This is a genomic window from Kitasatospora sp. NPDC096128, from assembly GCF_040303105.1.
Lineage (GTDB): Bacteria > Actinomycetota > Actinomycetes > Streptomycetales > Streptomycetaceae > Kitasatospora.
The window spans coordinates 166,557-183,366 of the sequence record NZ_JBEOSP010000010.1 but is presented as its reverse complement, the minus strand read 5'-3'; the positions used below and the strand labels follow the sequence as shown (position 1 = coordinate 183,366).

Sequence of the window (16,810 nt, the reverse complement as noted above, 5' to 3'; positions counted from 1 at the left end):
GTGCGGGGCGGGCTGTCGGGACGGCCGGGATTGGACGAGAATCGGTGGCACCCGGCTCGCCCCCGGCCCCTCGGCTCTCGGGCCCGCGCGGCCCCCGGACCCGGCAGGAGGACCCACCCCATGACCTCGACCCGCCCCGGCCCCGACTGGTTGGCCGATGCCGTCCTCTACCAGATCTACCCGCAGACCTTCGCGGACTCCGACGGCGACGGCATCGGCGACTTCGCCGGCATCACCGAGCGCCTGGACCACCTCGCCTGGCTGGGCGTGGACACGGTCTGGCTCAACCCCTGCTTCGCCTCGCCGTTCCGTGACGCCGGGTACGACGTCACCGACTACCTCACCCCCGCCCCGCGTTACGGCCGCACCGAGGACCTGGTCGCACTGGTCGAGGCCGCGCGCGGCAAGGGCATCCGGATCCTGCTGGACCTGGTCGCCGGGCACACCTCCGACCGCCACCCCTGGTTCCTGGCCTCCGCCGAGGACCCGTCCGACCAGCGCTACATCTGGTCGGACCGGCCGGTGGACGGCTTCGTCGCCTCGCCCGGGAGCCGCCCGGGCTGGTACCGGCCGAACTTCTTCGACTGTCAACCGGCCCTCAACTTCGGCTACGCGCGCGGCACTTCGACGGAGCCCTGGCGCCAGCCGGTGGACGCCGAGGGCCCGCGCGCCAACCGGGCGGCGCTGCGCGAGATCATGGCGCACTGGCTGGGCCTCGGCGTGGCCGGCTTCCGGGTGGACATGGCGTACTCACTGGTCAAGGACGACCCCGGCCGGGTCGAGACCGCCAAGCTCTGGACCGAACTGCGCGACTGGCTGGACCGCACCCACCCCGAGGCCGCGCTGTTCGCCGAGTGGGGCGAACCGGCCGCCGCCGTCGCGGCCGGGTTCCACGCGGACTTCTTCCTGCACTTCGGCGGGGACGACCACGGCCTGCCGCTGCGATCCCTGTGGAACAACGGCGGCGGGACGGTGGAGGAGTTCTGGCGGCAGGGCCCGTGCTACTTCGAGGCCGAGGGGCGCGGCACCCCGCAGACCTTCCTGGACGCCTGGCGCTCCGCCGCCGAACTCACCGAGGGCAGCGGCCACATCGTGCTGCCCACCGCCAACCACGACTTCTCCCGGCTCGCCACCGGCCCGCGCTCGGGGGAGCAACTCGCCCCCGCCTTCGCCTTCCTGCTCACCTGGCCGACCCTGCCCGCGGTGTACTACGGCGACGAGATCGGCATGCGCTACCTGCCCGGACTGCCCGATGTCGAGGGCAGTGTGCTCGGCCCGCGCTACAACCGGGCGGGCTCGCGGACCCCGATGCAGTGGACGCCGGGCCCCTCGGCCGGGTTCTCGACGGCCGCCCCCGAGCGCTGGTACCTGCCGCCGGACCCGGACCCGCGGCGCCCGGACGTGCTCTCCCAGCGCGCCGACCCGACCTCGCTGCTGCACACCGTCCGGCGGCTGATCGCGCTGCGCCGGGCCCATCCGGGGCTGGCGGCGTCCGGCGGGGTGGAGGTGCGGCATGCCGGGTACCCGCTGGTGTACGTCCGCTCCGGGCGGTACCTGGTGGCGGTGAACCCGCGCCGGGAGCCGGGGGTGGTCCGGCTGGCGGGCGGGTCGGGCGGACCGGGCGGGGGTGCGGTGCGGCCGCTGGAGGTGCAGGGGGTGCGGGTCGTGGACGGTGAGCTGCGGGCCGAGGGGTTCTCGTACGGAGTGTTCGAGCTGGGCTGAGCCGGGTCGCCGGGTCGCCGGGGCGCCGGGTCGCCGGGGCGCCGGGCCGTTCCCCGGGCGGCCCGGCGTCCGGCCGGCTTCCGATCGACGTCGGATGGTTGTAAGCTACATCCATAGATGGTTGCATTTACCATCTGAATTGGTTGTATGTGCCATCGTCATCGAAGAGATCGCCGGAGGACGGTACGAACGCCATGAGCACACCCCAGACCCCCGCCGCAGCGCCCACCCTGGGGCACTCGCTCAAACACCTCGTCGTCCACCTGCTCACCCCGCTGCTGATGTGCCTCGGCATGGCCCTCGCCTACCAGGGCGCCTTCCACCAGCCGGAGCCCCACCACCTCAAGGTCGCCGTCGTCGGCGCCGGGCCCCAGGCGCAGGGCCTGGCCCAGGCCATCCAGGGCAAGGCCGGTGCCGCGCTGGACGTCCGGACCGTCGCCGACCGCTCCGCCGCCGAGCAGCAGCTGCGCGACCGCGACCTGGTCGGCGCCTTCGTCCCGGACGCCAGGAGCCCGGAGCTGATCGTGGCCAAGGGCAACTCGGACACCTCGGTGGTGGCCGCCACGGCGGTGTTCACCAATGTCACGGACCGGCAGGGCGTCCCGCTGCACGTCACCGACCTCACCACCCCCGCCGCGGGCGACCCGACCGGCCAGGGCCTGTTCTTCCTGCTGGTCGCGCTGAGCATCGGCTCCTACGCCAGCGTCGCGGCGATCGGCGCCGCCGGCGCCGGGCTGAGCCTGCGGATCCGGGCCGCGGTGGGCGTGGTCGTCTCGCTGGTGGTCAGCGTGATCGGGATCGTCACCGCCGGGCCGCTCTTCCACGTCGTCGACCACGACTACGCCGCGGTCTGGGCGCTCGGCTGGCTCTACTCCGCGGGCATCGTGCTGATCGGCACCGGCCTGCACAGCTTCCTGAAGAAGTGGACCACGCTCGCCCTGATGGTGCTGTTCGTGATGCTCAACTTCACCTCCTCCGGCGGCATCTACCGGCCCGAACTGCAGAACGGCTTCTTCGGGACCCTGCACGGCTTCTGGACCGGCGCCGGCTACCTGGAGGGTGCGCGCGACATCCTGTACTTCGACGGCGGCGCCGGCCTCGGCGGGCACGTGCTGACCCTGGTGGTCTGGCTGCTGCTGGGCGGGGCGGCCCTGGTCGCCGCGGCCGTGTACGAGCGCCGCGGGCGTCGTGCGGTGGCGGCGCCGACCGGGGCCGAGGCCGACGCCGAGGAGGAGATGGAGGAGGCGGTCGCGGTCTGAGGACCGTACGCCCGAGGGGACTCCACCCGGTGCGAGGGCATCGGAACCGGGTGGGGGCCGGCGGCCCGCGCCCGGCCGGGGGCCCGCGCCCGACCTTGGACACGTCGGGCGCGGGCCCGTGCGCGCGGGGCTACCCGAGGCGCTTCGGCCGGGCCGGCGGCCGGGTGAAGCAGCAGTCCCCGCAGAGCCCGGCGCCCGGGCCGATCCGGTAGTAGAGGCAGCAGCTCGTCCGTCGGAACGCGGCCCCGCGCGGGCCGGTGCGCAGCGTGCCGGAGCCCGCCAGCGGCGGACGGTCCAGCAGCTGCGCGACCAACTCCCTTGCCGGGAGCGACGCCTGGGCGCTCAGTACCCGTAGCGTCCCGGCCAGCGCGGAGGCCGCGTTGCCGCGCAGCAGGCGTGCCGAGAGCGGCACGGCGGCGCGCACTGCTGCGGCCAGTGGCTCCAACTGCCCGATCAGGACAGCGTGGTGGAGCTGATCGACGAGCTCCCCGGGCTCGGGGCGGACCTCCTCCGGCGGCGACCAGAGGTCGATCGGGCCCTGGTCCGGGATCCGCACCCAGGCGCGTTCCAGAGTCGGGACCGTCCCGAGCAGGACGGCCGAGCCGATGCCCACCGACCAGAAGCGCGCCGCCAGGCCGAGGTGCAGGATCGAGGCGGCGACCCGGAGTTCGGCCGTGCCCAGGCGCTGCGCCACCACCCGGATCCGGGGTGCGAGCGGCGAGTCCGGGCCGGTGCCGTACAGCTCGGGCAGCGGACGGAAGCCGGGCGGCGGGGGGCCGGTGGGGGCGGTATCGAGGGCGAAGTACGGTCCGAGGGCGGCGAGTCGGGCGTAGTCGGGCCCCGGTTGCCCGGGTCGTGGCTGCCCGGGATGCCGTTCTTCGGGCGCGGGGTTCAACGGCCCTCCCCTGTGGGGTCGTTGAACCCCGCGCCGGCTTCGGTCGGCCCGGGTGGGGTCGGGCGGTCGGGGAGCATCGGGGCCTCCAGGGGGTCCGGGGATCGGGCGGGTGGTGACACCCCGGCCCGGTCGGACGCCGAAAGGCCCTGGTCGGGCGGTGGTCAGCCGCGCACGGTGAAGTCGCCACCGGTCGTGCGGATGAACGGTACCGTGCCCTGGCAGTCCGAGACCGGCTGGCCGAAGAAGCCCCAGACCCAGCCGATCCGGTCCCCGTGCCGGCCGTCGTCCTCCACCGAGAGCGCCACCTTCTGGCCGATCAGCGGCCTGCCCGGGAACCACGGCGCCTCGCCCCCGGTCACCACGCCGGTGGCGATGGCCTCCCGGCCGCCGACGGCCAGACAGGTGATGTCCCCCTCGAAGTCGGCGACCAGCCGGCCGTCGGTGTGCACGTGGCGGACGTGGAAGTGGCCGCGGGTGGTCTCCAGCGGCTTGAGGGCGTCGGCCCGGGCGTCGACGGTGAGCTGGACCGGGTCGCCCTCGAAGGTGGTGAACCTGGAGTCGAGGACGGTGCTGCCGCTTCCGTGCAGGCGCACCGAGGCGTGGTCGGCGGCGACCGGCGCCGCCGCCGGGGTCGGGGCGGCGGTGGCGGCGGAGGCCGGCGCGGCGGTGGCGACCGTGGCCGCCAGGAGGCAGAGCGCGGTCGCGGCGACGGCGAGACGACGGTTCATGGTGGTGCGGCCTCCGATGCGGGCGGTTGTTCCGACGGCTTCGAGTCTGGCCCGGGCGGGCCGCGCAGACCTCCCGCTGCGGAGGGGAGTCGACTCCTTCGCGGGGAGGACCGGGTCTCCCCCCGGAGAGCTGCCCCTAGGCTCGGCGGTGTGCGCACCGACCGTCAGTTCCGCCCCGCCCGACGCCGTCGATGGCCCGCTGTCGTCGCCGTCCTCCTGCTGCTCGCACCCGTCGTTCTCGCCCACCCGGGGCAGCGCGGCGCGGCCCTGCTGCCTGCTCTGACGGCCGCGCTCGCCGCTGCGGTGGCGCTGCTGCCGTGGCCGCTCGGCGGGGTGACGCTCGCCGTCGCGGCCGGCGCGGCGGCCGGGGCCTCGCTGCTGCTGGACCTGGGCTACCCGGGGCCCTACCGGCTGCCCGCCTTCTGGCTGCCGCTCGAATGGCCGGCGCTGCTGGGGGTGTTGTTCCGGGCCGTCCGCCGGCTGCCCGACCGCCGGGCCGGGCCGGTCGGCGGGGCGGTCGCCCTCGCGGCCGTGCTGCTGCCGTTGCGGTTCGCCCTCCGGGTGCCGCAGGGCGGCGCGGCCGGGCCGGTGGTCGGGGTGCTGTTCTCCCTGCTGCCGGTGCTGGGGGTCGCCGGGGCCGGCCTCTACCTGCGGGTGTCGGAGGCCCGCCGGGAGCGCGCCGTCGACCGGGCGCGGCGCGAGCAGCGGCTCGAAGTGGCCCGTGGGCTGCACGACTTCGTCGCCCACGAGATCACCGGCATCGTGCTGGAGGCCCAGGCCGGCCAACTCCCGGACCAGGAACCGGAGGAGACGGCCGCCCTGCTGCGGCGCCTGGAGGAGGCGGGGCTGCGGGCGCTCGATTCGATGGACGAGATGGTGGGAGCCCTGCGCGAGGATCCGGCGGCCGCCGGAACCACCCGCCACCTTGGCCTGGCCGACCTGCCCGAGCTGGTCGCCCGCTTCGGGACGACGGGCGGCCCGCGCGCCACCGTCGAGCTCGCCCCGGAGGCCGCCGGGATGCTCGCCGTCGAGGTCCAGGCCACCGCGTACGCCGTCGTCCTGGAGGCCCTCACCAACGTCCGCCGGCACGCCCCGCGGGCCGCCGGGGTGACGGTCCGGGTGGTCCCCGGGCCGGACGGCCGCACGGTCCGGGTGACCGTCGGGGACACCGGCGGGCCGTCCGCCCGCAGGCCCCGGCTGCGCCGCCGCCCCGGCTCCGGTGGCACCGGTCTGGCCGGCCTCGCCGCCCGTGCCGCCGCCCACGGCGGCACCCTGACCTCGGGCCCGCACGGGCCGTCCGGCTGGGAGGTGTGCTGCACCCTGCCGGGGCGGTAGCGACACGGGCCCCGGTCTTTCCGTAGGACGGTCGGAGCGCTATGTTGAACGCGTTCAAATCGTTCTTGGGGGGATGGAAATGAGCGAATCACTGTCGGCACAGCCCGGTTTCGCGGTCGAAGCGGCGTTCGCCGACCGGCCGGGCGAAGTGCCCGCCGAGCCCGTGCGGCGTCGGGTCAGGCCCAGCGGGCGCGTCCTCGTCGCCCTGGCCGGAGCCTCCTTGCTGCCGTGGACCGTCGACGTCCTGGCGAGGGGCGGCGGCGGCGCGTGGTTCTGGGGCCTGTTCTTCGGGTTCTTCGGGACGGCCCTGCTGCCCCTGGCCGTTCCGCGCGAGCCGGCGTTCCGGAACGCCTGCCTGGTCGTCGGCTGGTGCCAGTTCGGCCTCGAGGCCGTGTGCTCGGCCCCGTACTTCTTTCTCTCGTTGCCGGTCATCGTCTTCGGCGTCCCGACCGGTGTCATGTTGCTGCTCACGGCCCGGCAGAACCGCGGCACGCTGGGGACGGTGCTCGCCGTCCTGGTCGGGGCAGGTCCCATCGGGCTCCTCGCCCACGGCGGGTGGACGCACATGTAGACCCGCCGACGCGGCCGGGCGCCGACGGGTCCAGGGGCCGGAGGCCGGGCCGTGGGTGCGGGTCAGCGCTCCCGGCCGCCGCCGCGGAGGCCGCGGGGGCGGGTGAGGGTGAAGCGGTCGACCGGGACGAGGTCTCCGTACGGGCCGCTGACGGAGTAGTAGGTGACGTCGATGGTGGTGTCGCCGCCGCGCTCGCCCGGGTTGACGTCGAAGGAGGCGAAGCCGTACGGGTTCTCGGCGTCGCGGAAGGCGGACCAGGGGGCGTCCTCGATCACGTAGACCGGGGGCCGTTTGCCGGTGGCCGGGTCGACGGGGCCGACGCCGGTGATCACCCGGGCCTTGGGCGGGGTGAAGAAGAGGTGGTTGGAGGGGGCGGAGGTGCCGCCGCCGCCGATGACCATGTGGACGGTGCCCCGGGTGGTGTCGATGGTCTCGGTGCCGGTGGCGACCGGGATCGGGGTGCGGGTGTCGGTGGGCTGTTGGCCGCGGATCGGGTGGGAGCGCTCGTAGTGGTGCTCGTGGCCGCAGACCACCAGGTCGACGCCGTACCTGTCGAACAGTGGCACCCAGGTCTCGCGGATGCCGAGGTCGGCGCCGTTGAACCTGTCGGCGGTGGAGATGACCACCTGGTGCATGCAGACCACGATCCAGTCGATCCCCGGGTCGGCGTTGGCGGCGATCAGCTCGCGCTCCAGCCAGCGCTGTTGGGCGCCCCCGGAGTAGCCGTGGACATAGCTGTTGCCGGCGTCCTGGTAGGCCACGTCGTCGTTGTTGAGGCTGATGACGCGCACCGAGCCGGCGGTGAACGCGTACCAGAGGCCGTGCAGTTCGTCGTCCGCGTCGGAGTCCGGGAGGTCGAAGTAGGCCTGGTAGGCGCCGTAGCCGATCGGGCCGTTGCCCTTCTCGTTCTCGTGGTTGCCGGCCGCGGGCATCCAGGGGCGGTGGCGGGCCGAGCGGGTGTTGTTCTCGAACCAGTCGGACCAGGTGCGGACCCGGTCGGTGGAGAGGTTGGCGTAGCAGAGGTCGCCGTTGACCAGGTGGAACAGCGGGGCGAGCCGCTCGACCCCGGCGGTGGTGTCGCCTGCGGCCGGGCTGCCGAGGTTGTCGTTGGCGTAGCCGTTGGCGGTCTGCTTGCCGAGGGTGGGGGTGCCCTGGTCGCCGAAGCTGGTGAAGGTGAAGGCGGCCCGGCCGCGCGGCGCGGTGCGCACGGTGCCGAGTTCGGGGGTGGCGCCGTCGTGGACGGCCGCGTAGACGTAGTCCGTGTCGGGGTGCAGGTCGCCGATCCGGGCGTGGTGCACCTGGACCTCGGTGCCGGAGGCGGCGTCCCGGTAGGTGCGGGTCTCGGCCTGCTCGGTGCGCCCGAAGCCGCCGTGCGAAGTCCCGTACACCACCCGGGGGTTGGAGACGGAGGCGGTGGTGTGCCAGGAGACCGTGACCTCGCGCGAGGCGTCCGGGCCGAACTGCAGGTGCAGTCCGCCGACCCGCGGGGCACCGGAGCGGTCGGGCCGCTCCCAGAGCAGGGGGGAGGCGGCGGCGGGGGTGGCCGTGACGCCGGAGAGGGAGACGGCGCCGCCGAGGCTCAGGCCGGTCGCCCCGGCCAGCAGCCCGCGCCGGCTGACGGAGGGGCTGACTGGCGGACCGACGGGCGGGCGTCCACTGGAAGCGTTCATGGCGGCCAGCTTCACCGGGCGGAGGTGAACCGCGCCGGACCGACGGCGTGAACTTTCCCGGCGGCCGGTCGGTGCGGGAGACTGCCCGGTGTGACGAGTACGAACGGTGAGTGTCCGCGGGTGGTCCGGGTGTTGATCGCGGACGACCAGGAGGCCGTGCGGCGCGCTGTGCGCCGGATCCTCGACGCCCAGCCGGACATCGAGGTGGTGGGCGAGGCCGTCGACGGGGTCGCCGCGCTGGAGCTGGCGGCCGAACTGCGGCCGGACGTCGCGCTGGTGGACATCCGGATGCCGCGGCTGGACGGGCTGGAGGTGACCAGGCGGCTGTCCGGTTCGGTGCGGGTGGTGGTGCTGACCACCTTCGACCTGGACGAGTACGTCTACCCGGCGCTGCGGCACGGCGCGTCCGGGTTCCTGCTGAAGCGGTCCGGCCCGGCCCTGCTGGCCGAGGCGGTCCGGGCGGCGGCGGACGGGGAGAGCCTGATCAGCCCGTCGGTCACGGTGCGGCTGCTGCGGCACGTGACGGCGCCGCGAGGATCCGGGCGGCCGGAGCGGCAGGCCGGTCGTCCGGTGGTGCCGGTGGTGCCGGTGGTGCCGCTCACCGAGCGGGAGGTGGAGATCGCCGGCCAGGTCGCGGCGGGCCGGACCAACGCCGACATCGCGGCCGAACTGTTCATCTCCCCGGGCACGGTGAAGACCCACGTGGCCAGCATCCAGCGCAAGCTGGGCGTGCCGAACCGGGTCGGGATCGCGGTGCACGCCTGGGAGATGGGGTACCCGGTGCCGCGGTAGGGGAGCGACGGAAGAGCGCGTCCACGGAACCGAGGGGATGCTCCGTGGACGCGCGGAACCTACGAGGTGGGGGTGGCCTCCGGACGTCACGTCCTCCGGCCGGTAGTTCGATCGTCGACCGAGGTAGTACCAGCGGCAGACCCTGATCCGTCTCGACCTGTCGCCACTGCCTCCTGCGGTCGAACTCCTTCAGCTACCTCGCAGGTCCACCTCCCATCATGCGCCTCCTACGACCCGTGCACCAGGGGTGAACGGACCGAATTCGGGCAAATCTCGCAACTCGGGGCTCTTTCCGCCGAGCTCTACGGCTTCGGCCACCCGTCCACGAAGCTCAGCGTGCGGTGGTACGGCCCGCCCGGCCCGGTGCTGCGGTAGTCCTCGGTGCTGCTGCCGGTCCGGACGGTGCGGTCGCCGTCGTGGCGGGTGGCGGTGGGCCGCAGGGTGTGGTCCACGGTGGTGCGTCCGGTGACGTGGCCGCCGGTCGCGGTGGTGGCCTCGCGGTGGTAGCCGAGGTCCATCGCGGTGGTCTGGTCGGTGTTCCCGGCGGCGTCGTGGGTCACCTTGTAGCTGACGTCCAGCGGTTCGCCCTCGTGCACGGTGGTGCTGCGGTGCGGTCCGCCGCCCCAGGTGGCGGTGGTGCGGGTGAGGTCGGCGCCGTTGTGCAGGGTCACGTCGTTGCCGCTGTCGCGCAGTTGCTGGGCGGAGCTGAACGCGAGGTCGTCGCGGACCTCGGTGGTGATCCGGCCGTGCGAGGTCTGCACCCAGCCGCGGGCGAGGTCGTGCCGGGCGGCGGTGACGGTCCAGTCGCCGCTGCCGCCGCCGTGGTCGGCGAGCTGGGTGGTGACGGCGGCCTCGGGGGCGACCCGGTAGTCGGTGAGCTGCCCGGAGGTGCGGGCGGTGCCGTGGTCGACCTCGGCGAACAGGTTGGCCTGGCCGGTCCAGACGTCGTTGCTCTGCGCCTCGGACGCGTTGACCGTGATGCCGACGCGGTGCGGGCGCCCGTCCAGCAGCAGGCCGATGTACGGGGTGAGGTCGAGCCGGTAGGCGGGCAGGTCGAAGGCGAAGATCCCCGGGACCGGCCGCCACAGCAGCGGGTCCCAGCCGCCGGTGTAGACCACCGGGTACGGCCAGACCGCGCCGGCCACCCGGCCGTCCACGGTGAGCCGCAGTTCGCGGAACGGACCCTTGCCGCAGGCGCCGATCGACGGGTTGGCGGCGACGAAGGCGTCCGGCGCGGAGGCGTAGGCGAACTCCTCGCAGGCCCCGCCGCCCCGCGCGTACACCTCGGCGGTCAGCCGCTGGAGGTTCTGCGGGAAGGTGAGGTCCGTGCCGGTGCCGGGAGCGGCCTGGGTGAGCGTGAACGGGCCGGTGGTGAGGACCTGGTCGGCGCCGCGGGCGGCGGGCCAGCGGTCGTTCGCGGTGTAGAAGGTCAGGCTCGCCGAGAGCTTGTAGACACCGGTGTAGGTGGCGTCGGTGACGTTGGCGAGGTCGAGCGAGAAGGGCTGCGGTCCGGCGGCGAACAGCGGGGCGTAGCGGGTGAGATCGCGTTCGACGTTCCACTGGATGCCGTCCTTGGACGGCTCCGGGGTGGAGGACAGCAGCACCTGGACGCCGCCGACGCGGACGCTGAAGATCCGGTCGAACTGCCGCCCGGCGACCTGTCCGTGGAGGTCCAGGACCACCGCGGACCAGGGCCCGGCGCAGTCGGCGGGCGGGGTGAGGGTGGTGGTGTACGGGGTGTCGGGCGGGTTGCCGTAGCCGTTGCGGAACTCCCGGTCGTGCATCACCTCGACGGTGCAGGAGCGGGTGTCGGGGCGGGTGAGCGGCTTGGCGGCGGTGACCGGGTCGTGGTAGCCGCTGCCGAAGTCGGCGTGGGCGGGGGCGGCGGCGGTCAGGGTGCCGGCCAGGGTGAGGGCGGTGGCGCCGAGCAGTCCGGCGAGGCGATGCAGCAGGGGGCGCGGGGAGCGCCGGGGGGACATGGCCAAGGTGGATCCCCGGGGTCGGGCGGCCCGTCGGCGCGCGACGGGCCGGGTGGGTGATCCGGGCATCCTTCCGGCGGTGGCATGTGAGCGTCAAGAGTCGCTTTCCGGCGCTCCTGCGGGGTCGTCGGTCCGCCCGGCCGGCGCGGTGGTCGGGGCCGGCCCTACCACTCCTCCAGGGCTGCGGCCTCCTGCCGGATCAGGTGGCGCAGCGTCGCCAGCGGGGGCCGGCGGTCGTCCGTGCGCCACTGCATCTCCAGCGGCAGGGTGGCCCGGCCCTCCAGCCGTACGGTGGCCACGTCCTCGGTGAGGTGGCCGGTCATCGAGCCGGGCACCAGCGAGAAGGCGCGGTTGCGGGCGAGCAGGTAGAGCCGGGAGCCGACGATCCGCGGCGGGCTGACCAGCACCGGCGGGTCGACGCCGTGCTCCGCGCACAGGCCGAGCACGTGGTCGTAGTACCGGGGGTGCTGCTCGCGCGGCCACAACAGCAGGGGCAGGTCCCGCAGTTCGGCCAGCCGCAGGGTCGCCCGCCCGGCCAGCGGGTGGTCCCGGCCGAGGGCGACCCGGACCGGCTCGTCGGCGATCCGCTCCAGCCGGTAGCCGGGGACGTCCTCCAGGAAGCGGCCGAGGCCGATGTCGGCGAGCTCACCGGCCAGCGTGACGGACACCTGGCCGGTGTCCACCGCGAGTTCGGCGGTGTCGAGCGCGGGCAGCTCCTGCTCGGCCCGGCTGACCACGGCGGGCAGCAGCCGGTTCACCACGCTGGGGGAGGCGACGATCCGGGCCGTCCCCAGCCGGGAGGCCTCGTGCAGCCGGACCCGGGCCAGCATCGCCCCGGCCTGTTCCAGCAGTCGCGCGCTCTCGGCCGCCATCACCTCACCCGCACCGGTCAGCGCGACCGAGCGGCGGCTGCGGTCGAACAGCTCGACGCCGACCGTCCGCTCCAGCCGGGCCACCTCCTGGCTGACCGTCGGCTGCGAGATGTGCAGCCGCTCGGCGGCCCGGCCGAAGTGCAGCGTCTCGGCGACGGTCAGGAAGACCTCCAGCTGCCGCAAGGTGAAGCCCATGCGGGTCATCCTAGTGCGAACCAATAGCTGACCGGCTATCGGAAACCCCAGGACTCATTCTGGTTTCCGATCCGAACCGTCCCTACGCTGAGCGTCACGTTGCCCCACCGCAGTGGCATCTCACAGGAAGCTCGCCCCCATGACCGGACTGCCCGCCAGCACCCCCGCCATCCAGATCTCCGAGGAGGTCGCGCAGGCCGTCGCCGACGGCCGTCCCGTGGTCGCCCTGGAGTCGACGATCTTCACCCACGGCCTGCCGCGGCCCCGCAACCTGGCGGTCGCGCTGGAGGCCGAGCAGCAGCTGCGCGCGTCGGGCGTCGTCCCGGCCACCATCGGCGTGCACGCGGGCGTCCCCACCGTCGGCCTGAGCACCGAGCAGATCACCGAACTCGCCGCCACCGACGGCCTGGACAAGGTCAGCCTGCGGGACCTGCCGGTGGTCGCCGCGCTCGGCCGGCACGGCGGCACCACCGTCGCCGCCACCGCCTTCCTCGCCCACCGCGCGGGCGTGCGGGTCTTCTCCACCGGCGGCCTCGGCGGCGTCCACTTCGGCGCCTCCGAGAGCTTCGACGAGTCCGCCGACATGACCACGCTGGCCGCCACCCCCGTCACCGTGATCAGCGCCGGGGTGAAGTCCATCCTCGACATCCGGGCCACCCTGGAGCGCTTCGAGACCCTCAACATCCCGGTCATCGGCTACCGCACCACCAAGTACCCCGGCTTCTACGTCACCGACTCCGGCCACGAGATCAACTTCGCCGTGCAGTCGCCCGAGGAGGCCGCCGGGGTGATCGACGCCCGCGACCGGCTCGAACTGCCGCAGGCCGTCCTGATCGCCAACCCGGTCGACCCGGCCAAGCAGCTGCCGCCGGAGGAGCTGGACGGCATCCTGGCCCGCGCCTGGGCCGAGGCCGAGCGCCGGGGCATCACCGGCAACGCCTCCACGCCCTTCCTGCTCGACCACATCCAGCGCGACACCGGCGGGCGCAGCCTGGAGGTGAACGTCGAGGTCTACCGGGGCAACGTCCGGCTCGGCGGCGAGATCGCCACCGCCCTGACCGCCCTGACCGCTTCGGCCGCCTCGGCGGGCCGGGCCGGTGGGGCCGGTGAGGGCGACGGCGCCGCTGCCGCGACCAGCGGGGCCTGAGCCGTGCTCGGGGTGCTCGGCGACCTCGTCGAGGACATCGTGGTCTGGGTCGACGGACCGCTGCGGCACGGCACCGACTCCGGTGCCCAGGTCTTCCGGCGGCGCGGCGGCAGCGCGGCCAACGTCGCCTGCTTCGCCGCCGGGCAGTACCCGGCCCGCTTCCTCGGCTGCGTCGGCGCGGACGCCGTCGGGGACGGCATCGTCGCCGAACTCGGCGGCCACGGCGTGGACGTCCGGGTGCAGCGGCACGGCCAGACCGGCAGCATCGTGGTGCTGATCGACCGGGACGGCGAACGGACCATGCTGCCCGACCGCGGTGCCGCCAAGCTGCTGGAACGCGTCCCGGACGACTGGCTGGCCGGCCTGACCCACCTGCACGTGCCCGCGTACTCCTTCGACGGCGAGCCGGTCGGCCGGACGGCGGTCGACGCGCTCGACCGGGTCCGGCGGACGGGCGGCACCACCTCGGTGGACGCCTCCTCCACCGGCATGCTGGAGCAGTACGGGCGGGAGCGGTTCCTCGCCCTGCTCACCGAGTTGGCGCCCACCTTCGTATTCGCCAACCGCTCCGAGTCGGCCTACCTCGGGCTGCTGGTGGACGGCCTGCCGGGGCCGGAGCGGGCCCGGCTGGCGGCCTCGACCGTGGTCACCAAGGCGGGTGCCGAGGCGACCACCGTGGACGTGCCGGGGGAGGGGCTGTTCACCGTGCCGGTGCCGCCGGTGGCGGAGGTGCGCGACCTGACCGGGGCCGGGGACGCCTTCGCGGCGGGCTTCCTGGCCGGGTTCCTCGACACCGGGGACCTCCAGCTGGCCACCGGGCTCGGGCACCGCAGCGCGGCCCGGGTGCTGGGCTCGCCGGGGGCTTCGCTCGGGGAGGGGCAGCCGGGTCGCTGCGGGCGCGGCGACGGCGGGTGTGGTGGCGGCAGGTGAAGTGACAGCAGGTGTAGGTGCGGTGGACTACTTCTGTAGTGCGTCCTTGCGGAGGAAGTGCTTCAGCCGCTGCCACGTCCAGGCGTTGACCACGTCCTCCACGGTGAGCCAGCCGCGCTGCGCCGTCCCGATGCCGAAGCGCGGGTAGGCGAGCTGGCCGGTGGCGTGGGCGTCGCTGTCGACCGCGAACCGCACGCCGTGCCGCTTGGCCCGCAGCACGTCCTCGTCCCGCAGGTCGAGCCGCTGCGGGGAGCCGTTGATCTCGATCGCGGTGCCGGTGCGGGCCGCGGCCGCGAACACCGCGTCCAGATCGACGTCGATCGGCCCGCGCCGGCCGATCCGGCGGGTGGTGAGGTGGCCGATGACGTGGACGTACGGGTTCTCGCAGGCGCGGATCAACCGGCGGGTCTGGGCGGCGCGGTCCAGGGTGAAGTGCGAGTGCACGGAGGCCACGCAGACGTCGAATCCGGCCAGGAACTCGGCCGGCCAGTCCACCCCGCCGTCCGGACCGATGTTCAGCTCGGTGCCGTGCAGCAGGCGCAACTTCCGGTGGCGGTCGGCGAGTCGGCGCAGCTCCTCGCGCTGGGCCAGCATCTTCTCGTCGGTCATCCGCTGCATCACCAGGTCCGGGGCGTGGTCGGTGACGGCGTAGTAGGAGTAGCCGCGGGCCGCCGCCGTGTCGATCATCTCGGTGAGGGTGGCCAGGCCGTCGGTCAGATCGGTATGGGTGTGCAGGTCGCCGCGCAGGTCCGACTCCTCGATCAGCTCCGGGAGTTCACCGTTCAGTGCGGCCTCGATCTCGCCCCGGTCCTCGCGCAGCGTCGGCGGGATCCAGGGCAGCCCGAGCGCCGCATACACCTCCTCCTCGGTCGCGGACACCACCTTGGAGCCGCCCCCGGAGGCCTTTCCGGTGTCGCCGTCGACCTCGAACAGCCCGTACTCGGAGAGTTTCAGGCCGGCCCGCACCGCCCGGGTGCGCAGCTTGATGTTGTGCGCCTTCGAGCCGGTGAAGTACACCAGTGCGGCGCCCCAGTCCTCCTCGGGCACGACCCGCAGGTCCACCTGGATCCCCCCGGTGGTGCGGACCGAGGTCTTGGTCGGCCCGCTGCCGATCACCTCGGCCACGTACGGGAGTCCGGTGAGCGCGGCCATCAGCGGGGCCGAGTCGGCGGCGGTCGCCAGGACGTCGATGTCGCCCACCGTCTCGCGCATCCGGCGCAGCGAACCCGCGTACGCGCAGCGGGTGCAGCCGGGGACGGCCGAGATCGCCTCGACCAGCTGCTCGGCCAGGTCGGTGGCGGCGTCGAGGAGGGTCCGGCCGCCGGACTGCCGCAGCAGCTCGATGCCGTGCAGGATCTTCTCGCCGCTGCGCTCCCCGAAGCCCGCCACGCCGGACAGCCGGTCGGCGCGGATCGCGTCGGCGAGTTCGTCCACCGAGCCGATGCCGAGGTCCCGGTAGAGCGAGAGGGCACGCTTGGGGCCGACGCTGGGGACGGCCATCATCTCCCGTACGCCGGGCGGGATCTCGGCCCGCAGGGCCTCCAGCGCTGCGATCTTCCCGCCGGTGAGGTACTCGGCGATCTTCTCGGCGGTGGACTTGCCGACACCGGGGATCTGCTGCAGTCCCTTGACGTCCAGACCGGCGAGGTCCTCGGGATGGCCGCCGACCGCCCGGGCGGCCTTCTCGTAGGCGCGGGCCCGGAAGGCGTCCCCGCCGGTGATGTTGATCAGGTCGGCGTACTCCTGGAGCAGCTCCCTGACCTGGTCGTTGAGCCGGGGCATGGGGCAAGTCTAGGTTCGGGGCGCGGTGTTCGCCGGGTGGTGGGGCGAGCCCGGCCAGTCGCTAGTCGTAGGCGACGCTGAGCAGGAGGACGACGGTCAGGCCGCCGCCGGGGGTCGGCTCCACCGCGAGCCGTCCGCCGGCCGCCAGGACCAGGCTGTGCAGCGCCGGGCCCACCGGCCCGGTGGTGCGCACGCCCGCCAGCAGCCACTCACGGGCCTCGGGCGACTCGTACGAACCACGGTCGGATATTCGTATCTCGACGCGTTCCCGGCTCTGCCCGGCCGTGCCCCGTCCGGTGCCGCCCCGACCGGCCGCGGGCCGGGGGGCCGACAGGCCGGCGCGTTTGACGTCCGCCCGGACCAGCACCCGGTCGCCCAGCGGGCTGCGCCGGATCGCGTGGTCCAGCAGCCCGGCGATCGCGGCCTCCATCCGGCGGGCGTCCCCGGCCACCACCGGCAGCCCCGGTGCCAGCCGCACCGTGACGGCCGCCGCCCGGCCACCGCCGCGCACCACCCGGCGTACCACCTCGGAGACCTGCACGTGCCGCGCCTGCGGCTCGCACCCGGCCTGCCGACCGGTCCAGCTCAGCCGGTCCAGCTCCGTCCGGGACAGCGTCCTGGGGCCGGCCATCGCGAGCGGCGGGTACGGGCCCACGCCGCCCACGCCGCCCGCGCGTTCGGCGCTCTGCGCGCCGCCGCCGAGCGCGCTGAGCGCCCGGGCCCCCGAAGCGACGTAGCCCCAGAGCTTCCCGCGTGCCATTGCCCTGCCCCTCGTGCCTGACCGGTGGCCGTCATCGGTACCGCGGCCGACCGGGGCGGGCCGCTTCCCTGGCCCTCCTGCCAGCCTGCGCTTCCTGCGGGCGGGTGACAATCCGGCTCCGGGATGCGAAGGGGGCTGGCGCCCCCGCCGAGCGGGGGGTGGGTGGTCCGCCG

Annotated in this window: 14 protein-coding genes; 7 read left to right on the top strand and 7 right to left on the bottom strand. The window is 74.4% G+C overall.

Annotated elements, in window-relative coordinates; translation table 11 throughout:
- Positions 1-120: 120 nt before the first annotated feature.
- Both ABTY61_RS14410 and ABTY61_RS14405 read left to right on the top strand, forming a co-directional pair.
- Positions 121-1,722, top strand: coding sequence for an alpha-amylase family glycosyl hydrolase (locus tag ABTY61_RS14410; protein ID WP_350505282.1), 1,602 nt, complete (start codon positions 121-123; stop codon positions 1,720-1,722).
- A gap of 194 nt (positions 1,723-1,916) precedes the next feature.
- On the top strand, positions 1,917-2,981 hold the full coding sequence (locus ABTY61_RS14405; protein WP_350505281.1) for a hypothetical protein: 1,065 nt from the start codon (positions 1,917-1,919) through the stop codon (positions 2,979-2,981).
- A 130-nt stretch (positions 2,982-3,111) separates the two neighbouring features.
- Here ABTY61_RS14405 and ABTY61_RS14400 read toward each other — a convergent pair whose 3' ends face one another.
- Both ABTY61_RS14400 and ABTY61_RS14395 read right to left on the bottom strand, forming a co-directional pair.
- Positions 3,112-3,876 carry a (2Fe-2S)-binding protein gene (locus ABTY61_RS14400; protein WP_350505280.1) on the bottom strand — a complete coding sequence of 255 codons (765 nt, stop codon included), beginning with the start codon at positions 3,874-3,876 and terminating at the stop codon, positions 3,112-3,114.
- Between the two features lie 161 nt (positions 3,877-4,037).
- Positions 4,038-4,604, bottom strand: a complete 567-nt coding sequence (locus ABTY61_RS14395; RefSeq protein WP_350505279.1) for a hypothetical protein — start codon at positions 4,602-4,604, stop codon at positions 4,038-4,040.
- Positions 4,605-4,754: 150 nt separating this feature from the next.
- On the opposite strand from ABTY61_RS14395, the gene ABTY61_RS14390 reads away from it, so the two are divergent.
- Entirely contained in the window at positions 4,755-5,939 is a 1,185-nt protein-coding gene (locus ABTY61_RS14390; protein WP_350505278.1) for a histidine kinase, read from the top strand.
- A 79-nt stretch (positions 5,940-6,018) separates the two neighbouring features.
- Positions 6,019-6,510, top strand: coding sequence for a hypothetical protein (locus ABTY61_RS14385; RefSeq protein ID WP_350505277.1), 492 nt, complete (start codon positions 6,019-6,021; stop codon positions 6,508-6,510).
- Positions 6,511-6,572: 62 nt separating this feature from the next.
- Here the strand turns inward: ABTY61_RS14385 and ABTY61_RS14380 are convergent, their stop codons facing one another.
- Complete coding sequence (locus tag ABTY61_RS14380) at positions 6,573-8,180, bottom strand: purple acid phosphatase family protein (protein ID WP_350505276.1); 1,608 nt, start codon at positions 8,178-8,180, stop codon at positions 6,573-6,575.
- 90 nt (positions 8,181-8,270) lie between these two features.
- On the opposite strand from ABTY61_RS14380, the gene ABTY61_RS14375 reads away from it, so the two are divergent.
- A complete protein-coding gene (locus ABTY61_RS14375; RefSeq protein WP_350505275.1) occupies positions 8,271-8,972 on the top strand; it encodes a response regulator in 702 nt (233 codons plus the stop codon).
- Between the two features lie 302 nt (positions 8,973-9,274).
- Here ABTY61_RS14375 and ABTY61_RS14370 read toward each other — a convergent pair whose 3' ends face one another.
- Together ABTY61_RS14370 and ABTY61_RS14365 are read right to left on the bottom strand one after the other, a co-directional pair.
- Positions 9,275-10,951, bottom strand: coding sequence for a peptide-N4-asparagine amidase (locus ABTY61_RS14370; RefSeq protein WP_350505332.1), 1,677 nt, complete (start codon positions 10,949-10,951; stop codon positions 9,275-9,277).
- Positions 10,952-11,115: 164 nt separating this feature from the next.
- The gene (locus tag ABTY61_RS14365; protein WP_350505274.1) at positions 11,116-12,018 is read right to left on the bottom strand and encodes a LysR family transcriptional regulator; all 903 of its coding nucleotides are present in this window, start codon (positions 12,016-12,018) and stop codon (positions 11,116-11,118) included.
- Positions 12,019-12,157: 139 nt separating this feature from the next.
- Here ABTY61_RS14365 and ABTY61_RS14360 point away from each other — a divergent pair, with 139 nt between their 5' ends.
- Together ABTY61_RS14360 and ABTY61_RS14355 are read left to right on the top strand one after the other, a co-directional pair.
- Positions 12,158-13,165, top strand: a complete 1,008-nt coding sequence (locus ABTY61_RS14360) for a pseudouridine-5'-phosphate glycosidase (RefSeq protein ID WP_350505273.1) — start codon at positions 12,158-12,160, stop codon at positions 13,163-13,165.
- A gap of 3 nt (positions 13,166-13,168) precedes the next feature.
- Positions 13,169-14,095, top strand: coding sequence for a carbohydrate kinase family protein (locus ABTY61_RS14355; protein WP_350505272.1), 927 nt, complete (start codon positions 13,169-13,171; stop codon positions 14,093-14,095).
- Between the two features lie 27 nt (positions 14,096-14,122).
- Here ABTY61_RS14355 and polX read toward each other — a convergent pair whose 3' ends face one another.
- The gene (gene polX / locus ABTY61_RS14350) at positions 14,123-15,877 is read right to left on the bottom strand and encodes a DNA polymerase/3'-5' exonuclease PolX (RefSeq protein ID WP_350505271.1); all 1,755 of its coding nucleotides are present in this window, start codon (positions 15,875-15,877) and stop codon (positions 14,123-14,125) included.
- Positions 15,878-15,938: 61 nt separating this feature from the next.
- A complete protein-coding gene (locus ABTY61_RS14345; RefSeq protein ID WP_350505270.1) occupies positions 15,939-16,637 on the bottom strand; it encodes a histidine kinase in 699 nt (232 codons plus the stop codon).
- Between the last annotated feature and the right edge of the window lie 173 nt (positions 16,638-16,810).